The following is an 18,983-nucleotide window of genomic DNA, read 5'->3' on the forward strand; positions in this document are numbered from 1 at the left end:
GAGGCAAAATGAAGTTTAAAATGTGTTTACTGGCTGCATTATTTACTGCGGGTACTGCTTATGCAGCGCAATCTACCGTAGTACTAAAAGAAGCAACGCCAACAGGCGAAGGTAAAGCGATAGGTGAGGTTGTTATCTCAGAAACTGAGTATGGATTACTGTTCACGCCTAAACTTACAGGGTTACAAGCCGGCATTCACGGATTCCATGTCCATGAGAATCCAAGTTGTGAACCCGCTGAAAAAGACGGTAAACCTGTCCCTGCGCTAAAGGCTGGAGGGCATTTAGATCCAGCTAAGACTGGTGTGCATAAAGGGCCTTATGATAAAACGGGGCATTTAGGGGACTTACCGGGCTTAGTGGCGGATGGTCAAGGTAATGCAAATTATGCCGTTTTAGCACCGCGTTTAAAATCACTGAAAGATGTACAAGATAGAGCACTGATGGTGCATGTTGGTGGTGATAACTATTCAGATAACCCAGAAGCTTTAGGTGGTGGTGGGGCTAGGATGGCCTGCGGCGTCATCAAATAATACGCGCCATATTTCAAGTTGTGGCTAGGATTAGCAAGTGCAGCTAACAATGCCACAGCTTGAACTATCTAGCGTATTGTATCGATTATCAAGTCATTCAAACTGCGGTATTTAGCTATAATGAGAAGGCTCAGGTTAAATATCGAGCCTTCTTTTTCATTTATACACTACCAAATACGAATACGTTTCTCAGGCTCTAAATATAGCGCATTGTTTTTATCGACACCAAAAGTTTGGTACCAATCATCAATATTGCGAACCACACCATTAGCACGGAATTGATTTGGGCTATGAGGGTCAGTCATGATTTTATTACGTTCTGATTCTTTATTTGAGAGTTCTTGCCATGTGCGAGCCCAAGCAATAAAGAAGCGTTGTAACCCAGTTGTACCATCAATAATTGGCGGCTCACCATTTGGGTAGTTTTCTTTAGCGAATTGTTTATAAGCACTTAACGCAATGTTTAGTCCGCCTAAATCACCGATATTCTCACCTAGTGTTAATTGACCATTCACTTTCAGCCCATCAACATCAAAAGCATTGTATTGTTCAACAAGTTTATCGGTTTTTTCTTTGAAATGTGTTTTTGCGCTATCACTCCACCAATTACGTAGTTGGCCTGTGCCATCATATAAGCTACCTTGGTCATCGAAGCCGTGTCCCATTTCGTGACCGATAACAGCGCCAATAGCACCGTAGTTATAGGCCGGGTCGACATTTGGGTCAAAGAACGGAGCTTGTAAGATAGCCGCAGGGAAGACGATTTCATTTTGTACAGGGTTGAAGTAGGCGTTGACGGTTTGTGGTGTCATTCCCCATTCCCATTTACGCACAGGTTGGCCTATTTTGCTGATCATATCATCGTAAGACCATGCTAATACCTGTTTATAGTTTTCTAGCAGCGAATCTGGTTTCAAGTTGATCGTGCTAAAATCATTCCATTTATCCGGATAGCCTACTTTTACGGTAAATTGCTCTAACTTTTTCAGTGCTTCTTGGCGAGTGGGCTCATCCATCCAGTCATTATCTTTTAAGCGAGCGTTGAACGTACCTCGTACATAACTGACTAAATCTTGGATTTTTTCTTTAGATTGTGGGTCAAAATATTTTTCAACGTAAATTTGGCCTAATGGTTCACCCTGTAATGAGTTGACTATTTGTAAAGCACGTTCTTGGCGGGTACGTTGTTTTTCAACACCATTGAGTTTTTTCGAATAAAAGTCAAACTGCGTATCAGCAATTTCCTGATTTAAATAACGGGCATGTTCACTAATATATTGAAATGTTAAATAATCTTTTAATGTTGAAACAGGGGTGTCTGTAAAAATTTTAGCGGTCTGTTCAACAGCGCTGTCTGTTTCGACAATCACTTTTTCAAGCTGTTTATCGGTGAGTTTTCTATCACTGATAAAATCATCCCAATTAAAGCCATCGGTGTATTTTTTCATATCAGAAAGGGACATCGCGTGATAATTCTTTATGGTATCACGGCGCGCTTCAGGGCTCCAATGTACAGTGGCTATGGCTTTTTCTAATGCAAAGATTTTCTTGGCTTTTTCCTCAGTGTTTTTTTCTCCAGCGAGTTTCAGCATCGTAGAGATATAAGCGATATAACTTTTTCGTATATCTTCCATTTGAGGTGTGTCATCAAGGTAATAAGTGCGATTTGGCAAGCCTAAGCCGCCTTGGCCAATATACAGCACATAGGTATCCGGTGCCTTGGCATCTAAATCCACCCAGTAGGAGATTAGCGAGCTATAGTCAGGTTGTGTCATTAATCGGCTGATATCACGATGATCTTTTGCTTTAGTAATTGCATCTAAATCCGCTTGGATAGGGGATAAACCCGCTTTTTCAATTGCTGGCTCATTGAGATAACTCAGGTATAAATTACGAATATTACGCTGGTTATGCTCTAATGAACTTTCAGGTATTTTTTGTAGTTCATCAATAATTAATTGAGTTTGCTTTTCGGTATTCAAATACAAGTCAACAAAAGAGTTAATACGAGGCATGCCGGTTGGGATTTTGGCTTTGTTGATCCAATCTTCATTCACATAACGATAAAAATCATTACCCGGTTTTATCGAGTCCGAAAGGACAATTTTTTGTTGCCCATAAGAGACGTCTTTTGCCAATAGTTGCGGGGCAAAAGATAGAGTAGACATACCAATGATTAGTGCCAAAATATTTATACGCATGTAACGACCTCTCTTCGTTGAGAATATCGATATCCACATTTCCAATTTATGTTGTGGAAATCTTCCTAATTCGTTTTATTCATTGAAACACATAATGAAATAAAGTTAACCCGTCTTTGCAAAATCTTACGACATCATTAACTGTAGCTTATCCTGTGTATATGAAATTTTATCACCATACTGTTTATTCTTAACGAATTAATGTTATATTGGTTATATACAGCAAGTTATATATAATTTTTAGTTATAATTAATGTTTTTTAGCTATAGCAAATCTCAGTTATTAAGTAAGAGGAAGACTGAAATATGAAATTGCAGCAATTACGCTATATTGTTGAGGTCGTAAACCATGATTTGAATGTCTCCTCTACAGCGGAGGGGCTATTTACTTCGCAACCGGGTATCAGTAAACAAGTAAGAATGCTTGAAGATGAATTAGGTATCCAAATTTTTGCTCGCAGTGGTAAGCATTTAACCCATGTTACTCCCGCAGGGGAAGAAGTCGTTCGTATTTCTCGAGAGGTGTTATCTAAAATAGAAGCGATCCGCTCGGTTGCCGGGGAGCATACTTACCCTGACCGAGGTAGCTTAAGTATTGCCACAACGCATACTCAAGCACGCTACGCATTACCGCCAGTTATCAAAGGGTTCATTGAACGCTATCCGCATGTTTCATTGCATATGCAGCAGGGCTCACCGACACAAATTGCTGAAGAGGTTTGCAAGGGGAATAGTGACTTTGCGATTGCGACAGAGGCATTACATCTGTATAGCGATTTAATTATGTTGCCTTGCTATCATTGGAATCGCTGTGTTGTGGTACAAAAGGATCACCCTTTGGCAACGAAGAAGAATGTTACCATTGAGGATATTGCACAATATCAAATTGTCACTTATACCCATGGTTTTACTGGCCGTTCAGAACTAGATGTGGCGTTCCAAAAAGTAGGGATTGAGCCTAAAATCATCTTTACTGCGACCGATGCTGATGTTATTAAAACCTATGTAAGGCTTGGACTTGGAATAGGTATCATTGCCAGTATGGCGGTTGATCCTGTTAATGATAGTGATTTAGTTGTCATTGATATGCGTGATAAATTTAGCTATAGCACCACCAAAATCGGTTTTAAACGCACGACGTTCTTACGTAGCTATATGTATGATTTCATTTGGCGCTTTGCTCCACATTTGACCCGTGACGTAGTTGATAAAGCGGTAGCTTTGAGAAATAACGAAGATATTGAAGATTTCTTCAAAGAGATGAAGCTTCCGATTATTTAATTCATTAATTTTTACGCAGTAACGTTATGCTGTAACTTAAATGGAGAAGCGCCATTATAGTTACAGCGTATTTTGACCTTTTATTTATATTGGCCTTCCTTATTTCACTTCTTATCTTAAATTTCCTATTATAAATTAACTAGAAATTCAAAATTTGGCACAAAATCCATAAATCAAATTTATAAAGCAACTATGCTTACAATTGGTTAACAAAAAATAATGGTGGTAAACACAATATTGCCATAGCCATAAAAACCAAGGAGGAGTTATGTCGTTGAGTCTAAAAACAGCGAGTGCCTCGAAACTTACTGTCGGAAACAAGCAGTATAATTACTTCAGTTTAGCACTGGCCGCAAAAAAAATAGGTGATGGCTCGAAGTTGCCTAAGTCTCTGAAAGTTCTATTAGAAAACCTATTACGCCATATTGATGGTAGTTCAGTTGTCGAGCAAGACCTACAAGCTATTATCGACTGGCAAAAAAACGCACATGCGGATAGAGAAATTGCCTACCGGCCAGCGCGTGTGTTAATGCAAGATTTTACCGGTGTACCCGCAGTTGTTGACCTTGCCGCTATGCGTGAAGCGGTTAAGTCATTGGGGGGGAATGTGGCGCAAGTTAATCCATTATCACCTGTCGACTTGGTTATTGACCACTCAGTGATGGTGGATGAATTTGCCACGCAATCAGCATTTGGCGAAAACGTTGAAATTGAAATGGCGCGCAACCATGAACGTTATTTATTTCTACGCTGGGGACAAAAAGCATTTAATCGATTCCAAGTTGTCCCGCCAGGAACAGGGATCTGTCATCAAGTCAACTTAGAATACCTCGGTAAGGCTGTGTGGTATGAAGAGGTTGATGGCCAGCTATATGCTTACCCTGATACTTTGGTCGGAACTGACTCCCATACGACAATGATCAATGGATTAGGGGTACTTGGGTGGGGCGTTGGTGGAATAGAAGCCGAAGCTGCAATGTTAGGACAGCCTGTTTCGATGCTGATCCCCGATGTCGTTGGCTTTAAATTAACAGGAAAATTATCAGAGGGGATCACCGCAACTGACCTTGTGCTGACAGTGACACAAATGCTGCGTCAACACGGTGTAGTGGGTAAATTCGTGGAATTTTATGGTGATGGTCTTGCCGATTTACCACTTGCTGATCGTGCCACTATTGCCAATATGGCCCCTGAATACGGCGCAACCTGTGGGTTCTTCCCAATAGACGAGGTCACGTTATCTTATATGCGCCTGACTGGGCGTAGTGATGATGAAATCGCGCTGGTGGAAGCCTACAGTAAAGAACAAGGGTTATGGAGACATGCAGGTGATGCACCTATTTTCACCAGTACGCTCGAATTGGATATGTCTACGGTCGAATCTAGCTTAGCCGGTCCTAAACGTCCCCAAGACCGTGTGGAACTTAGCCAAGTACCTAAAGCTTTTCGTGGTGCTGTGGAATTGGAAGTGAACAAAAAAATTCCATCTCATTATCCAACAGTAAAATACCTCAATAAAAGTTTCGAACTGACCGATGGAGCCGTGGTGATTGCGGCCATTACATCATGTACTAACACATCGAACCCGAGCGTGTTAATGGCGGCTGGCTTATTGGCGAAAAAAGCGGTTGAGAAAGGGTTGATGCGCCAGCCTTGGGTTAAATCATCCCTTGCCCCCGGTTCTAAAGTGGTGACGGATTATCTCGCCGTTGCAGGCTTAACCCCTTATTTAGATAAATTAGGTTTTAACCTAGTGGGGTATGGTTGTACAACCTGCATTGGTAATTCTGGTCCATTACCAGAACCAATAGAAGAGGCAATTAAACAGGCTGACCTAACCGTAGGAGCCGTATTGTCAGGAAACCGTAACTTTGAAGGGCGTATTCACCCATTAGTCAAAACAAACTGGTTAGCTTCACCGCCGCTTGTTGTCGCTTATGCACTTGCCGGTAATATGAATATTAACCTAAAAACAGATCCCATTGGTGTTGATAAAGCTGGCAATGATGTTTATCTAAAAGATATTTGGCCATCCAGCGCTGAAATTGCAAGTGCGGTACAACAGGTTAAAACTGAGATGTTCCGTAAGGAGTATAATGCCGTGTTTACAGGGGATGAAGCATGGCGTGCATTAGAAGTTGAAAGCTCAGCGACGTATCATTGGCAGGAGGATTCAACCTATATTCGCCATCCACCATTCTTTGAAGGTATGCAAGTTAAGCCAGCCCCAATAAAAGACATTCATAGCGCTAATATTTTGGCGATCCTTGGTGATTCAGTCACCACAGATCATATTTCCCCAGCAGGTAATATTAAGAAAGACAGCCCAGCGGGCCGCTATTTACAAGAACACGGCGTTGCGGTTGCAGACTTTAACTCGTATGGTTCTCGCCGTGGTAACCATGAAGTCATGATGCGAGGCACTTTTGCGAATATACGTATTAAAAATGAAATGGTACCGGGTGTTGAAGGGGGGTATACCTTACATATCCCAACGGGACAGCAAATGGCAATATACGATGCCGCCATGTTGTATCAACAGGAGAAACGGCCATTAGCAATTATTGCCGGTAAAGAATATGGTTCTGGTTCAAGCCGAGATTGGGCTGCGAAAGGTACTAACTTACTTGGCATCAGAGTGGTTATCGCCGAGTCTTATGAACGTATCCACCGTTCTAATTTGATTGGAATGGGGGTTATTCCATTAGAATTTAAAGATGGTATTTCTCGCAAAACATTAGGGCTAAAAGGAGATGAGCGTATTGATGTTGTGGGACTACAGTCATTAATACCTGGTCAAGATCTCACTATCAACATTACTTATGGGAATGGTGAGGTTAAAACGGTGACAACACGCTGCCGTATTGATACGGCAACTGAAATGGATTACTACCGTCATGGCGGTATTCTTCATTATGTGATTAGGCAAATGTTACATTAATCTATCAATGCCAACGTCTGCATGGTTCGCCCTGCAGGCGTTTTCCTTTTCAATATTTAATCTTATTTATCAATATTGTTTTTTCTCAATATTTTCGATAGCAATCTACGTTATGGTGATAAGCAGAGAGTATATTACAGGAGAGGATTACTGTTATTTAGTGAAATGAAAGGGGGGAAGTTCGCCATAATAAGTTTCTTTGTTCGGAATAACATGATTGTAAAGGCTTCGGCACCTGTCACCTTGTGGTTGAACTTATTGAAAACAATGTAAAGGAAATAATATGGCAGATATCAATGAAACTGATTTCTATAAAGGGGCTTTATGGGCAGCAGATATTTTATTGACTACATCCCATTTTGATGGAGCAAATGAAGAAGTACGTGATATTTTAGAACACATCCCTAATTTATATTCCATTGTGATGAGAACCCCTGAAACGGAAGTTCATGACTTACGTTTATATGCGGACAAAGAGTTCCCTCTAGGCTTAAATGCAGATTATACATCTATTGAAATAGCGCCTCTTAAAGACTATTTTGATATTTTACCAATGCCAGATCAAAACCCTGAAAGTGTGACTGTTGAAGTTGATTATTGGGGGGTTGTTGCTATCACGGAGTCAGGTAAACAAGACTTGCTAATTGCAGGGCTAGCCACAGCAGAAATAGCACAAAGATACGCGCAAAGCTTAACTCAGCAATTAAAAGTTCAGCGTGAAAAATAGCCTATTGGTATGGTAAATACACAAGCTCAGTTCATTTATTAAACGATAATGCTAAAAACCCGCGATACTGTAAAAGTATACAGTATCGCGGGTTTTATTTAGCAAAATATCACTATAAAACTTTATCTTCTGCTAATTGTAACGCGAAATAGGTGAAAATTAAGTCAGCCCCAGCACGCTTAATAGAACCTAGAGTTTCCAGAGCAACACGTGTTTCATCAATTGCACCGGCTTGGGCTGCAAATTTGATTTGTGCATACTCACCACTAACCTGATAAGCGCCAATAGGTAGCTGAGTACGTTCACGTAAATCACGAATAATATCGAGGTAAGCCCCCGCAGGTTTGATCATCAGTGCATCCGCACCTTCACGTTCATCAATTAATGACTCATGTAATGCTTCTCGGCGGTTCATTGGGTTCATCTGGTAGGTTTTTCTATCACCTTTCAGGCATGATCCTGCCGCATCTCGGAATGGGCCATATAAGGCAGAAGCAAATTTTGTTGAGTAGGACATAATAGCCGTATCAGTAAACCCAGCAGCATCCAATGCGTGGCGGATGGCAGCGACTTGGCCATCCATTGCGGCAGATGGCGCAATGAAATCAGCACCTGCACGAGCTGCGGCAACCGCTTGTAAACCCAAGTTATGAATAGTTGCATCATTATCAACAACATGGCCATGCATCACACCACAGTGCCCATGGGAAGTATATTCACAGAAACAGGTATCTGACATAACAATCATTTCAGGGACTGTTTCTTTGCAAATGCGTGACATACGAGCAACTAAGCCATTTTCTTGCCATGCATCGCTTCCGTTATCGTCAAGGTGATGTGAAACGCCAAAAGTCATAACAGACTTTATCCCTGCATTAGCAATACGCTCAATCTCATAAGCTAAACGTTTTTCAGGGATACGCATAACACCAGGCATGCTAGTAATAGGCATATAATCGTCGAGTTCTTCCTCAACAAAAATAGGTAAGCAAAGGTCATTGATAGTTAATTGCGTTTCTTGAAATAAAGTGCGGAGTTTTTCGGTTTTACGCAGTCTTCTCATGCGCTCAATAGAATGCAGGTTATTCACAATATCTCCTTGTGGTTTGAAGAATAGCATTATTAGACTAAGCATATTCATCAAGGTAATAATATTGCTAACAGTATAAACCTTATAGAAAGAATGTGAATATAGCAGTCAATAAATGGCACAGATAGAATTGTTATAATTAGGAAAGAATAAAGGTTAGGAAAAAAATAAAGGGAAGAGCAGGATACTCTTCCTTTGATGCTGTTATTGATGTTTAAACAGTAGATGCCCCATTTTTTCAGCTTTGACATCTAAATAATGTTCATTAATTGGATTGCGACCAACGATCAACGGAACACGTTCGACAACATTGATCCCCGCCTCACGCATTTTATCAATTTTTTTCGGGTTATTCGTTAACAAGCGAACTTCGTTAATCCCTAATAGCTTATACATATCAGAACATAGGGTAAAATCACGTTCATCCGCTTTAAAGCCTAACTTGATATTCGCTTCTACGGTATCAAGGCCCTGATCTTGTAAAGCATAAGCCCTGATTTTGTTCAGTAAGCCAATATTTCGACCTTCTTGTCGATGGTAAAGCAATACCCCTCGGCCTTCTTTACTAATCTGAGAGAGCGCAGCTTCTAGTTGAAAGCCACAATCGCAACGTAGACTAAATAGTGCATCCCCCGTCAAACACTCTGAATGGATACGACTCAGTACGGGGCTATTTCCTGAGATATCGCCAAAAATTAACGCTACATGATCACGACCGGTAGCAACTTCTTCAAAACCTACCATTAAAAATTCACCAAAAGGAGTGGGTAGTTTTGCTTCGGCAACACGTTTTAGCTGCATATTTTCTTTCATTAGATAAAGTAACTCTTGCTTAATTAATAACGTTTATCGATATAAAATATTTTGAATATGGTATATCGACGCTATATGGCGTTTAGCATATAGAGGTTGACTTTCTTTGCACACGGTCAACGGTATATTACTATAGCAGAGTTAACAGGGGGGTGAATGTAATATTTGTACATTCGGTTTAATTTTTATTATTAATAGGAACCACTGAATGAGAAAGGCTATTTTAGTTGTGAGTAGTTTTGCACTATTACTCATCATTCCACCGATATGGATGATAATTACAGGGTGGCAGTGGGGGGCTGAAAATCATTTTAAATCAGAACAGTGGCTTTTGTGGCTGACTGATACCGCAGGGGCACCATACAGTATTTTAACGTCACTATTGTTTATTGGGATAATTAGCTATGTATTTCGGGCAAATAAAAAATATTTGCTGATTATTATAACGGTTGTCATGAGTACCGTATTGTTACAACAAGGTTTGAAAACGTTGTTAAAAAGTTCATTTAAAGAACCACGTCCTTATGTAGAATGGTTAGCTGCCAACTATCATATCCCACCTTCGGATTTTTATGATTTAAAACGCAGCGAGCGTGCAATATTAATTAAGAATACAGTTAAATCAAATAATGATATTCCTACATGGCAACGCAAACATTGGCAGGCAGAAACGGGATACTCTTTTCCATCTGGGCACATGTTATTTGCCGCTGGCTGGGTGTTATTATTGATAGCGCTTTTTTGGCAACAGCGTTTATATGCGTTATCCATTGCCTTAGCCATATGGGCAGAAGGGATTGCTTTTAGCCGAATGTTATTAGGAATGCATTGGCCTATCGATATTATTACGTCAGTTATCATCAGTGCTTGTTTTGCAATATTAGGCTATGGTGTGTTGCAATATCTTATTTTAAAAAATAAAGCCGACTAATCTTTCTACAAATGGTGGCGAACATGGGACTTTTAGTCCAAATTTGGTGTTGTATAAAATAAATTACTTTGTCTGAATGCGTTGGAAATGCTACCTTATCAGGTAGATATTACTGGATGAATAAGAACTGATAACGGGAACAAATGTGAAATATTTTCTGATTTTATTACTGGCGGTCGCGTTTTTTATCATTTCGATTACGCTAGGTTCAAGCAATGATCAGGTTATTACATTTAACTACCTGATAGCAAAAGGGAATTTTTCATTATCTACCCTGCTTGCATCACTTTTTGGTGTCGGTTTTGTGCTCGGTTGGCTGGTGTGCGCCGTATTTTATTTACGCACTATAGTTAGCCTAAAAAATGCACGTCGTAAAATTAGACGTTTAGAATCACAATTAGGTGCTGAAGAAAACAATATTTCTGACTCAACCTCATTAGTGACGACTCAGAACAAGGAATAATCCTGTATGTTCGAGTTGCTGTTTCTGTTGCTCCCAGTCGCTGCTGCATACGGTTGGTATATGGGGCGCAGAAGTGCTCAACAAGATAAGCAACATCATGCAAATCGCTTGTCACGTGATTATGTGACAGGCGTTAACTTTCTATTATCTAATCAACAAGATAAAGCAGTTGATTTATTCCTCGATATGTTAAAAAACGAGGACAGTTCTGCTTTTGAAGCCCATCTGACATTAGGCAATTTATTTCGTTCTCGTGGGGAAGTAGAGCGCGCTATTCGTATTCATCAGTCGCTGGTGGAAAGTGCCGCATTATCATTTGAACAACGTCTTCTGGCAACCCAACAATTGGGTCGTGACTATATGGCCGCTGGTGTTTATGACCGTGCTGAAATCATGTTTCAACAGTTAACGGATGAGGTGGATTTTAAACTCAGTGCCTACCAATCTTTACTGAATATTTATCAACTCACCAGCGATTGGACAAAAGCGATTGAGGTTGCAGGTAAATTAGTCAAATTAGGTCATCAAGAGTTACGTGAGCAAATTGCACATTTTTATTGTGAATTAGCAACTCAGCAACTCGCCAGTGATGATCTTGACGATGCCTTGTCATTTTTAAATAAAGCAGCACAAGCTGACAAAAATTGTGCTCGCGTTTCAATCATGAAAGGGCGACTTTTCATTGAGCAAAACAATTATGACAAAGCGATTAATGTATTAAAACAGGTATATGAGCAAGACAGAGAACTTGTTGTTGAGACGCTTCCATTACTTTATGACTGTTATCAACATACGGGTCAGTCAGATGACTGGGAAGATTATCTGCGTCAATGTGTTGCAGGCAACTCTGGTGCAATAGCTGAGCTCTATCTTGCTGATATTATTGTTGAAAAGCAAAATCATGAAGCGGCCGCAAGCTATATTAATGACCAAATACAACGTCATCCTACTATGCGTTTATTTTATCGCTTAATGGATTATCACCTAGAAGAAGCGGAAGAAGGGCGTGCAAAAGAAAGTTTGATTTTGCTACGTAAAATGGTCGGTGAACAAATTCGGACCAAACCTGATTATCGTTGCCACAAATGTGGTTTTACATCTCGTGCATTATATTGGCATTGTCCATCATGTCGCTCTTGGGACACGATAAAACCCATCCGTGGGCTTGATGGTCAGTGACAGCGTCACCTTTTTAAACAATAACGACTCTTTAAAGGCTAAGAAATGATTTCCTCAACTGAGAACCAGATACATTCACCCATTATTGTCGCACTTGATTATGAAGACTCGGATGTTGCATTAGCGTTTGCCGATCGCATTGACCCTCGTGATTGCCGCTTGAAAGTGGGTAAAGAAATGTTCACATTTAATGGTCCTCAATTTGTCAAATCACTCCATGATCGCGGCTTCGATATTTTTCTTGACTTGAAATTTCATGATATCCCTAACACGGTTGCACGCGCAGTGGCTGCTGCGGCTGAAATGGGTGTGTGGATGGTAAATGTGCATGCAACTGGTGGGGCGCGAATGATGGAAGCGGCTCGTCAGTCACTTGAAGCCTATGGTAAAGATGCCCCTTTGTTGACTGCGGTAACGGTATTAACCAGCATGGATGAGTCTGATCTCGTTGGTGTAGGTATTAATGTATCGCCCGCTGTTCATGCAGAGCGTTTAGCACTGCTAACTAAAGAGTGTGGCCTTGATGGCGTTGTTTGCTCTGCTCATGAAGCGCAGCGTTTGAAGAGTCTATGTGGCGCTGATTTTAAATTAGTGACGCCAGGTATTCGTCCCGCAGGCAGTGATATTGGTGATCAGCGCCGTATCATGACACCGCAAGATGCGATTAAAGCGGGGGTAGATTATATGGTTATTGGTCGCCCAATAACGCGTAGCGAAAACCCAACACAGACATTGCAACAAATCAATCAGTCGATTAAAGGCTTAGTATGAGTGATCAAAATAGTCGTCTTGTTTATAGCACAGATATTGGCCGCATTGTTGAGGAAAAACCAAAACCTGAAAGGCCAAAAGGTGATGGAACAGTCAGAATTCGTCGTGAAACGGCAGGGCGTAAAGGAAAAGGGGTCTGTGTGGTTACAGGCCTAGACCTTGATGATAGCGAATTGAATAAACTGGCCGCTGAATTGAAAAAAAAATGTGGATGCGGCGGCGCAGTGAAAGAGAGTAACATCGAAATTCAAGGCGATAAACGTGATGTGATTAAGCAGCACCTTGAAACTAAAGGGTTTCAAGTAAAGTTAGCTGGTGGCTGAATTTATTAACCGCTCAGCTTTCTGCTAACTCTTCAAACAATGCTGGGTTTTTCTGGATAGCGGCTAATACTTTTGCCGCTAAGTCCGTCGGATTTCGTCTTTTAAGTTCCCAACTTCTATTTGCCAACCTGATGGCCAATGATCCCACCGATTGCCGCTCCACCCACTGTTCCTACAGAACTTCCTCCAGTGAGAACGGCACCTCCGACTGCGCCGACACCCGCACCTACAGCGGTGTTTTTATCACGTTTAGACATATTAGAGCACGCGCTGACACTGACGGCGACAGTAGCGATCACTATAAATGATAAAATACGTTTGCTTATTCTGTTCATTGTATTAACCCCTTTAGTGCCTATTAGTTAAATTATAAAATAGCACGCTGCATGTTTATACGAATAAGAATAATCAGGAATTAATATTGAAAAATAGCTAAAATTTAACGTTAAATGCGAAAAAGAATATATAGAATTAAAGATATACGAAGAAAAGACCATAAGTTTCAGCTTATGGTCTTTAAATAATAGAACATATATAACTATTCTGCTGGGCGAGCGACGATATTACGAGTTTCCATGCGAACCTCGTTGATAGTGACATTGATAATATCGTTGAGTTGGTACGCTTTTTCGCCTTTAATTAAGATACTGCCCGTTTCTTGGCTGCATTGAATTTCATCGCGAACGCTGTGAATGAAAGGTGCCGGAACAAATGCCACCGCACCATTATCCACAAGGCGGACACGCACGCCACCACGGGTAATATCAATGATCTCTGCTGGGAATTTAGTATCTGTCCCTTCGAAAGGTTTCAAGTAACGTGAATACAGCCAATCTCCTACATCGCGCTCAGCCATACGGTTTGCACGACGGCGCTCAGCTAATTTAATCGATAATTCTTCAGAAGGTCTATTTGAAGAAGGTTTACCTGCTATTACCGATTTTAATAACCGATGATTCACGATATCAGTGTATTTACGAATAGGGGAAGTCCATGTTGCATAAGCATCAAAACCTAAACCGAAGTGTGGACCCGGCTCGGCTTTGACTTCCGCAAAAGTTTGATAACGACGAATACGGCTATCAAGGAATTGTGTCGGTTGTGCATCTAATTTACGGCGTAATTGACGGAAGCCTTCCAGCGTTAGTAAAGATTCAGCGGTAGTTTCGATGCCATTATCTTTTAACGTTTGTACAACTTGCTCAATTTGTAATGGCTCAAAGCCCATATGGACGTTGAATACACCAAAACCTAATTTTTCTTTTAGTACAGTAGCGGCACACAGGTTTGAGGTGATCATCGCTTCTTCAACAATACGGTTAGAGCTACGGCGACTTTCAGAAACGATATCGACAACATTGCCTTTATCATCAAGAATGAAACGGTAGTCTGGGCGATCTTTAAATACCAAAGCGTTGTTTTCACGCCATTGCAAACGCCTGTCTGCCATTTCTTTGAGTAATAAGATTTGCTGCTTGTCGGCCTCATTTGCAGGTTGCCATTCACCGGTATTTTCAAGCCAGTCCGAAACTTCGTCATAAACGAGTTTTGTTTTTGACTCCACCCATGCACTGAAAAACTCAATGTCACTATCAATACTGCCATCCGCTTTGATCCGTGTGACGCAAACTAAAGCAGGGCGACGTTCGTTAGGGCGAAGCGAACACAGGTCATCAGATAATTTACGTGGCAACATTGGAATATTGAAGCCAGGTAAATAATTGGTGTAAGAACGAGCTAAAGCAAGTTTATCGAGTTCACTACCTTCGGGAATATAACTTGTTGGGTCAGCAATGGCGATGAATAATTTTAAATCACCATTAGCATTTTTTTCAACGTATAAAGCATCATCCATATCTTCAGTACTGGCACTGTCGATAGTGGTAAAGTGTAAGTCAGTTAAATCAACACGCTCAATACCTTGGTCATCTCGCTCAGTTTCCACCATTTGTGGTTCATCACGATCTAATTGGTGACGGCGTAACGTTACCCACCAAGGGGCAAAGTGGTCATCACCATCAGTAATATATTCTGTAATTTCCGCATAGAAGCCTTTATCGCCTTTTAGTGGATGACGACGCATGTGTGCAACAACCCAATCATCTTGCTTGAATTCGTGGGTAATACTGTGTATTGGCCGGCAAGATATCATGTCTTTTAGTAATGGATGATCGGGAATGACAAATAGGCGATTATCGTTTTCTTTTTTCTGAATCTTCCCAACAAACCTATCTAAAAAAGGCTCTACAAGCTCTTCCGGTTCTGCAAATTCGCGGTCTTTATCCGTATGAATCGCTGCAATGACACGGTCACCGTGCATGACTTTTTTCATTTGTGGCGGCGGGATGAAATAACTTTTCTGGCCATCAACCTCGAGAAAGCCGAAACCTTTTTCTGTGCTTTTTACCAAGCCTTCAACACGAGGTGTTTGGGCGTGCAATGTCTGTTTAAGTTGTGCTAGCAGTGGGTTGTCTTGAAACATACTTACCGTTTAGTTGATGTTGAGTTTGGCTCTATTGTTACGTAAGACAAAGTATTAGAGCAAGGAAAAAATGCGATACAAAGAAGATTAATCATAAAAACTGTGGTTTAACTGACTCTGAATAACGTGTTATCAGGTCTAATTTTCAGGATAAACTTTTTCTTTAAACTCGCATAAATCTTCGATGATACATGAACCACAACGTGGTTTGCGTGCAATACAGGTATAACGTCCGTGTAAAATAAACCAGTGGTGGCAATCCACCTTAAATTCCGCGGGAACGACTTTAAGTAATTTGTCTTCCACTTCAACAACATTTTTACCTGGGGCAAAATTGGTGCGATTACAGACGCGAAAAATATGCGTATCAACAGCAATGGTAGGCCAACCAAAAGCGGTGTTTAGCACCACATTGGCCGTTTTTCGACCCACGCCGGGTAAAGCTTCAAGTGCTTCGCGGTCTTCGGGAACTTGGCTATTATGTTTCTCAATTAAAATTTGGCAAGTTTTATAAACACTTTCTGCTTTGGTATTAAATAGCCCAATGGTTTTAATGTACTCTTTAATACCATCTACACCGAGTGCCATGATTGCCTCTGGGGTATTAGCGATAGGATAAAGCTTGGCCGTTGCTTTGTTGACACTCACATCCGTCGCTTGAGCCGAAAGTAACACTGCTATCAATAATTCAAAAGGGGAGCTAAATTCTAGCTCCGTCGTTGGATGTGGATTGTTATCGCGTAGGCGAGTTAGAATTTCAATACGTTTTGATTTATTCATTGCTCACAATAATATTGTTGTTAAGAAAGATGACTGCCACACCCTTGCTGCTTTTCATATTCACGAGCTGGCTGATGATGCAATTTTAAAGCGGCTCTTTTTTTCATTTTTTCATCAATTAAGTACTTAGCCGCTAATAATAGCGCAAGGCCAATAAAGGCTCCAGGAGGTAGCATAGCGAGTAAAAATGGAGAATCAAGGTGTATCACTTCGATTCGTAATGAAGTTGCCCAAGAACCCAATAATAAATCTGCTCCATCAAATAAGGTTCCATTACCTAAGATCTCACGGATGGAACCAAGAACAAATAAGGTGGCGGTTGCACCTAATCCCATCGCTAAGCCATCTAAAGCAGATAAAGGTACTGGGTTGCGAGAGGCATAGGCTTCAGCTCGACCAATGACAATACAGTTTGTGACAATCAGCGGAATGAATATCCCCAGTGACTCATATAACCCAAATGCATATGCATTGATGAGTTGTTGTACTGCACTAACCACCGAGGCGATAATCATAACATAAATGGGAATACGAATTTCAGAAGGCACCCAACGACGTAAAGCAGACACCGCAACATTAGTACAAACTAGAACTAATGTCGTCGCTAATCCTAACCCAAGGGCGTTAGTTGCCGTCGAAGACACCGCAAGAAGCGGGCAAAGCCCTAATAGTTGGACTAAAGCGGAGTTGTTTTTCCAGAGCCCTTGTACTAGTAAGTCTTTAGATTCACTCATTATTCATCTCCACACCGTGGGTAAATCGATAATTGTTGCGGAATACTTTGCATGAACACAGCGGTGCGTTTAGTTGCATTAACAACAGCACGCGGTGTAATAGTGGCTCCGGTGAACTGATCAAATTCGCCCCCATCTTTTTTTACCGCCCATTTAGGGTCGTTATCTGAGGCGATTTTCTTGCCACTAAAATAGGTGATCCAATCAGAAATTCGAGTTTCAATTTTATCCCCAAGGCCTGGTGTTTCATGGTGCTCTGTGACGCGAACACCAAGCACAGTACCATCAAAGTCGGCCCCGACTAATAGGTGGATTGCCCCTGAATAACCATCTAATGCCGTTGTTTCTAAGGCCGCCGCGATAGGTTCGCCATTTTTGCGTGCGATATATAAGCGCCTTGGTTGTTTATTTCCAAGTATTTCTTCGTTGTGAACCAGATAACATTCTTTAGTTAAATCATTATCATACAGGTCACTAGGTATAACTTGGTCAAGCAATTTTTTCTGAACGAGTGCAGCCTGTTCAGCGATAGTTTCTTTAGTTAAAGTATAGACAACAGCACTCAGTGCGGTCGTTCCAGCAGCAAAGATTGCTAAGATTACGCCATGGCGTCGCATTGTGTTTAACATCATTGCCCCTTATTTATGTCCATGCCCGTACGCACGTGGCTGCGTATAGTAATCAATTAATGGTACGGTAATATTGGCTAATAGTACGGCAAATGCGACAGCATCAGGATAACCACCATAAACGCGGATCACCCAAACCAAGAATCCAATAATGACGCCAAAGATAATTCGGCCTTTAGGTGTTGTTGAGGCTGTGACAGGGTCGGTGGCGATAAAGAATGCACCTAACATAGTTGCACCTGATAACAAATGAACGAGTGGAGGGGCATAGCGACTATCATCAATTAAATAGCTCACCACCGCTAAGATAGCTAATGTTCCTATAAATGATAATGGGATATGCCAGCTAATAATACGGCGATTAATCATAATTAACCCACCAATTAGATAAGCAATATTTACCCATTGCCAACCGATACCAGCGAGTGAACCTTGTAATATAGGTTGTTGTAATACATCAGAAATAGAATGTGTTAATAACCCCGTTTTAAAGCTATCAAGAGGGGTTGCTTGGCTCATGCCATCAATACCGGTTCGTAGCTGATCAAGGGGAATACCGCCTTGAGTATGACCACTGAAGATCACAGACAAGCTATCTAGTGCTGAAATATGCAGGGTCTGCAACTCTTGAGGTGGTAACCAATTTGTCATATGCACAGGGAATGATATCAGCAATACAACGTATCCTACCATTGCAGGGTTGAACGGGTTTTGTCCCAAACCACCATAGCATTGTTTAGCTATAGTGATTGCAAAGAAGGTTCCCAATACAATTAACCACCACGGTGATAATGGGGGAAGGCTTATGCCGAGTAGCAATGCCGTTACAATGGCAGAGTTATCTTTTAGTACAGGTATGACAGGTTGTTGACGCAAGCGGATAGAGCCCGCCTCGGTAATTACAGCCGTTAACATGGCTAAAATAATTTGATACAAGGTCCCAATACCGAAAAAATAAACTTGTGCTGCAATACCGGGAATGGCAGCCAAAAGCACCCAAAACATGACTAAACTTGTACTTTGTTTGTTATGAGTAAATGGTGCGCTAGCAATTTTTAAACGGCGATTTTTCGCATCAGTTGGCCTAAATTTCATCTCGTTATCA

The 18,983-nt window shown here is 41.1% G+C and carries 18 protein-coding genes and 1 pseudogene; 9 read left to right on the forward strand and 10 right to left on the reverse strand.

What is annotated here, in order from left to right; translation table 11 throughout:
• Positions 1 to 8: 8 nt before the first annotated feature.
• Positions 9 to 533, forward strand: a complete 525-nt coding sequence (gene sodC / locus ACLPIE_RS03060; RefSeq protein ID WP_430259537.1) for a superoxide dismutase [Cu-Zn] SodC — start codon at positions 9 to 11, stop codon at positions 531 to 533.
• 167 nt (positions 534 to 700) lie between these two features.
• On the opposite strand, the gene ACLPIE_RS03065 is transcribed toward sodC, so the two are convergent.
• Positions 701 to 2,734 carry a M13 family metallopeptidase gene (locus tag ACLPIE_RS03065; protein WP_430259539.1) on the reverse strand — a complete coding sequence of 678 codons (2,034 nt, stop codon included), beginning with the start codon at positions 2,732 to 2,734 and terminating at the stop codon, positions 701 to 703.
• 306 nt (positions 2,735 to 3,040) lie between these two features.
• Here ACLPIE_RS03065 and cysB point away from each other — a divergent pair, with 306 nt between their 5' ends.
• From cysB to ACLPIE_RS03080, 3 genes are all read left to right on the forward strand, one after another.
• On the forward strand, positions 3,041 to 4,015 hold the full coding sequence (cysB, locus tag ACLPIE_RS03070; protein WP_430259541.1) for an HTH-type transcriptional regulator CysB: 975 nt from the start codon (positions 3,041 to 3,043) through the stop codon (positions 4,013 to 4,015).
• A 268-nt stretch (positions 4,016 to 4,283) separates the two neighbouring features.
• Positions 4,284 to 6,956 (forward strand): aconitate hydratase AcnA, encoded by a 2,673-nt coding sequence (gene acnA / locus ACLPIE_RS03075; protein WP_430259543.1) that lies wholly within the window; start codon positions 4,284 to 4,286, stop codon positions 6,954 to 6,956.
• Positions 6,957 to 7,239: 283 nt separating this feature from the next.
• Positions 7,240 to 7,683, forward strand: a complete 444-nt coding sequence (locus ACLPIE_RS03080; RefSeq protein WP_430259545.1) for a hypothetical protein — start codon at positions 7,240 to 7,242, stop codon at positions 7,681 to 7,683.
• Between the two features lie 112 nt (positions 7,684 to 7,795).
• Here ACLPIE_RS03080 and hemB read toward each other — a convergent pair whose 3' ends face one another.
• Together hemB and ribA are read right to left on the reverse strand one after the other, a co-directional pair.
• Positions 7,796 to 8,773 carry a porphobilinogen synthase gene (gene hemB, locus ACLPIE_RS03085; RefSeq protein ID WP_430259547.1) on the reverse strand — a complete coding sequence of 326 codons (978 nt, stop codon included), beginning with the start codon at positions 8,771 to 8,773 and terminating at the stop codon, positions 7,796 to 7,798.
• 204 nt (positions 8,774 to 8,977) lie between these two features.
• Positions 8,978 to 9,574 (reverse strand): GTP cyclohydrolase II, encoded by a 597-nt coding sequence (ribA, locus tag ACLPIE_RS03090; protein ID WP_430259549.1) that lies wholly within the window; start codon positions 9,572 to 9,574, stop codon positions 8,978 to 8,980.
• 220 nt (positions 9,575 to 9,794) lie between these two features.
• On the opposite strand from ribA, the gene ACLPIE_RS03095 reads away from it, so the two are divergent.
• The 5 genes from ACLPIE_RS03095 to yciH all read left to right on the forward strand — a co-directional run bounded on the left by ACLPIE_RS03095 (position 9,795) and on the right by yciH (position 13,253).
• Positions 9,795 to 10,517: a phosphatase PAP2 family protein gene (locus ACLPIE_RS03095; RefSeq protein ID WP_430259551.1), complete on the forward strand. Its 723-nt coding sequence runs from the start codon at positions 9,795 to 9,797 to the stop codon at positions 10,515 to 10,517.
• Between the two features lie 145 nt (positions 10,518 to 10,662).
• Complete coding sequence (locus ACLPIE_RS03100) at positions 10,663 to 10,980, forward strand: LapA family protein (protein WP_430259553.1); 318 nt, start codon at positions 10,663 to 10,665, stop codon at positions 10,978 to 10,980.
• A 6-nt stretch (positions 10,981 to 10,986) separates the two neighbouring features.
• Positions 10,987 to 12,159, forward strand: a complete 1,173-nt coding sequence (gene lapB / locus ACLPIE_RS03105; protein ID WP_430259555.1) for a lipopolysaccharide assembly protein LapB — start codon at positions 10,987 to 10,989, stop codon at positions 12,157 to 12,159.
• A 45-nt stretch (positions 12,160 to 12,204) separates the two neighbouring features.
• Entirely contained in the window at positions 12,205 to 12,930 is a 726-nt protein-coding gene (gene pyrF / locus ACLPIE_RS03110) for an orotidine-5'-phosphate decarboxylase (RefSeq protein ID WP_430259557.1), read from the forward strand.
• Complete coding sequence (yciH, locus tag ACLPIE_RS03115) at positions 12,927 to 13,253, forward strand: stress response translation initiation inhibitor YciH (RefSeq protein ID WP_430259559.1); 327 nt, start codon at positions 12,927 to 12,929, stop codon at positions 13,251 to 13,253. The genes pyrF and yciH overlap by 4 nt, the downstream gene beginning before the upstream one ends.
• A gap of 13 nt (positions 13,254 to 13,266) precedes the next feature.
• Here yciH and ACLPIE_RS03120 read toward each other — a convergent pair.
• The 7 genes and pseudogenes from ACLPIE_RS03120 to rsxD form a co-directional block, all read right to left on the reverse strand.
• Positions 13,267 to 13,371 (reverse strand): annotated as a pseudogene (locus ACLPIE_RS03120) (NadS family protein); the annotation flags it as partial.
• On the reverse strand, positions 13,370 to 13,588 hold the full coding sequence (osmB, locus tag ACLPIE_RS03125) for an osmotically-inducible lipoprotein OsmB (protein ID WP_430259561.1): 219 nt from the start codon (positions 13,586 to 13,588) through the stop codon (positions 13,370 to 13,372). The pseudogene ACLPIE_RS03120 and the gene osmB, both read right to left, overlap by 2 nt.
• Before the next feature lie 203 nt (positions 13,589 to 13,791).
• On the reverse strand, positions 13,792 to 15,735 hold the full coding sequence (locus ACLPIE_RS03130; RefSeq protein WP_430259563.1) for an exoribonuclease II: 1,944 nt from the start codon (positions 15,733 to 15,735) through the stop codon (positions 13,792 to 13,794).
• Positions 15,736 to 15,873: 138 nt separating this feature from the next.
• Positions 15,874 to 16,515, reverse strand: a complete 642-nt coding sequence (gene nth, locus ACLPIE_RS03135) for an endonuclease III (protein WP_430259565.1) — start codon at positions 16,513 to 16,515, stop codon at positions 15,874 to 15,876.
• Between the two features lie 20 nt (positions 16,516 to 16,535).
• Positions 16,536 to 17,249: an electron transport complex subunit E gene (locus ACLPIE_RS03140; RefSeq protein WP_430259567.1), complete on the reverse strand. Its 714-nt coding sequence runs from the start codon at positions 17,247 to 17,249 to the stop codon at positions 16,536 to 16,538.
• A complete protein-coding gene (rsxG, locus tag ACLPIE_RS03145) occupies positions 17,249 to 17,878 on the reverse strand; it encodes an electron transport complex subunit RsxG (RefSeq protein ID WP_430259569.1) in 630 nt (209 codons plus the stop codon). Before rsxG ends, ACLPIE_RS03140 begins: the two co-directional genes overlap by 1 nt.
• A gap of 9 nt (positions 17,879 to 17,887) precedes the next feature.
• Entirely contained in the window at positions 17,888 to 18,973 is a 1,086-nt protein-coding gene (rsxD, locus tag ACLPIE_RS03150) for an electron transport complex subunit RsxD (protein WP_430259571.1), read from the reverse strand.
• Positions 18,974 to 18,983 lie beyond the last annotated feature (10 nt).

This window comes from Providencia sp. Me31A (assembly GCF_050487165.1).
In the GTDB taxonomy this organism is placed as follows: domain Bacteria; phylum Pseudomonadota; class Gammaproteobacteria; order Enterobacterales; family Enterobacteriaceae; genus Providencia.